At 72.5% G+C, this 2,347-nt stretch carries 2 protein-coding genes; both read left to right on the top strand.

Translation table 11 applies throughout. The features are described 5' to 3' along the window. Nucleotides 1-295: 295 nt before the first annotated feature. Nucleotides 296-1,741: an adenosylhomocysteinase gene (gene ahcY / locus FOE67_RS22985; RefSeq protein ID WP_182666754.1), complete on the top strand. Its 1,446-nt coding sequence runs from the start codon at nt 296-298 to the stop codon at nt 1,739-1,741. Between the two features lie 123 nt (nt 1,742-1,864). Continuing rightward, nucleotides 1,865-2,347 (top strand): hypothetical protein (locus FOE67_RS22980; protein WP_182666753.1); only part of this gene is annotated, 483 nt, incomplete at its 3' end.

The raw sequence follows: 2,347 nt of genomic DNA, 5'->3' as shown, positions 1-2,347 counted from the left end.
TCCCCCGGGGGCGCCCGTCCCCCGGGGGCGCCCGTCCCCCGGGGGCGGCCGGCCGAAATCCCGCCCGGGCCGCCCCTCACCCGTGGAACCATCCGCGCCCCGGCTGTTAGCCTCGGTGGGCAAGACGTCAGATGTCGCTGCTGATGGCAGTCGGGCCCGGGCGCACCGCCGCCCCACCCGGCCGAGGGGAAAGAAGGCCCTCCGACGGACGGACGACCGGTCACCGCCCCGGGAGGGCGGGGTCCGATCGGCCTGCCCACGTGTACGCCATCGATTCCGAGGAGTCGTTCGCCGCATGTCGAACACCCCCGTCACCGCCCCCGAGGGCTTCACCGACTACAAGGTCGCCGACATCTCCCTGGCCGCCTTCGGCCGCAAGGAGATCACCCTCGCCGAGCACGAGATGCCCGGCCTCATGGCGATCCGCGAGGAGTACGCCGCCTCGCAGCCGCTCGCCGGCGCCCGTGTCACCGGCTCCCTGCACATGACCGTGCAGACCGCCGTGCTCATCGAGACCCTGGTCGCCCTCGGCGCCCGGGTCCGCTGGGCCTCCTGCAACATCTTCTCCACCCAGGACCACGCCGCCGCCGCGATCGCCGCCGCCGGCATCCCGGTCTTCGCCTGGAAGGGCGAGACCCTGGAGGAGTACTGGTGGTGCACCGAGCAGGCCCTGACCTGGGAGGACGCCCCCACCGGCGGCCCCAACATGATCCTCGACGACGGCGGCGACGCCACCCTGCTCGTCCACAAGGGCGTCGAGTACGAGAAGGCAGGCTCCGCGCCGGACCCGGCCACGGCCGAGAACGACGAGCACCGCGTCATCCTGGAACTGCTCAACCGCACCCTGGCCGAGGCGCCCGGCAAGTGGACCAACCTCGCCTCGGAGATCCGCGGCGTGACCGAGGAGACCACCACCGGCGTCCACCGCCTGTACGAGATGTTCCGCGAGGGCAGCCTGCTCTTCCCGGCCATCAACGTCAACGACTCGGTCACCAAGTCGAAGTTCGACAACAAGTACGGCTGCCGGCACTCCCTGATCGACGGCATCAACCGCGCCACCGACGTGCTCATCGGCGGCAAGGTCGCCGTGGTCTGCGGCTACGGCGACGTCGGCAAGGGCTGCGCCGAGTCCCTGCGCGGCCAGGGCGCCCGGGTCGTCATCACCGAGATCGACCCCATCTGCGCCCTCCAGGCCGCGATGGACGGCTACCAGGTCGTCCGCCTCGAGGACGTCGTCGAGACCGCCGACATCTTCATCACCACCACCGGCAACAAGGACATCATCCTCGCCGAGCACATGGGCCGGATGAAGCACCAGGCCATCGTCGGCAACATCGGCCACTTCGACAACGAGATCGACATGGCCGGCCTCGCCGCCGTCCCCGGCATCGTCAAGGACGAGGTCAAGCCGCAGGTCCACACCTGGACCTTCCCCGACGGCAAGGTGATCATCGTCCTCTCCGAGGGCCGCCTGCTCAACCTGGGCAACGCCACCGGACACCCGTCCTTCGTGATGTCCAACAGCTTCGCCAACCAGACCATCGCGCAGATCGAGCTGTTCACCCGGGCCGCCGAGTACCCCCTCGGCGTGCACACCCTGCCCAAGCTGCTCGACGAGAAGGTCGCCCGCCTCCACCTGGAGGCCCTGGGCGCCCGCCTCACCGAGCTGCGCCCGGAGCAGGCCGCCTACATCGGCGTGCCGGTCGAGGGCCCCTACAAGCCCGACCACTACCGCTACTGAGCGGACACCGCACACCGCCGGGGCCGGCCGCCCCGCCGCTCCACCGCGCACCGGCGCGGGGGAGCGGCGGACGCGGTCGGCCCCGCGCCGTTCCCGCCCCCGCACACCCCTTACGGTGGGCCCATGCCCAGCGGTGTCTACGCCCTCCACGACCCCCGGGACGGCACGCCCCTGGGAACCGAACACTTCACCTGCGCCCCCGGCCCGGCCGGCTGGCGCTACACCGCCGACCGCAGAACCCCCGACGGGAAATCGGCGGGAGGTGTGGACCTGACCATCGACGCCCTCGGCCGTCCCGTCCGCCTGGAGGTGCGGACCACCGACTGGTGGGTGCGCGGCGGCCTCGACGCCGGCGGCACGCGCTGGGTGCGCGGCGACACCGACGGCCGCCGGGCCCGGGAGGGACACGCCCCCGGCGCCCGGGGCTTCACCGGTACCTCACCCGCCCACCTGGTCTCCCTCGCCCGCCTGGCGACCGCCGCGAGCGGTCCGCCCGGCGGGTCCGACACCCCGGCCCGCCGGTTCCGACTGGTGGAACTCACCGAACCCGTTCTGGGACCGGTCACCGTGGAGCGCCTGCTGCGCCCGGAGGCGGTGGAGACCCTG

Source organism: Streptomyces calidiresistens (assembly GCF_014141525.1).
Taxonomy (GTDB): Bacteria; Actinomycetota; Actinomycetes; order Streptomycetales; family Streptomycetaceae; genus Streptomyces; species Streptomyces calidiresistens.
The sequence above is the reverse complement of the archived record's forward strand: the minus strand, read 5'-3'. Positions and strand labels throughout refer to the sequence as shown.

Excerpts from the sequence above, each read along its gene's own strand:
- ahcY (WP_182666754.1), top strand. The coding sequence starts at position 296 with ATGTCGAACACCCCCGTCACCGCCCCCGAGGGCTTCACCGACTACAAG.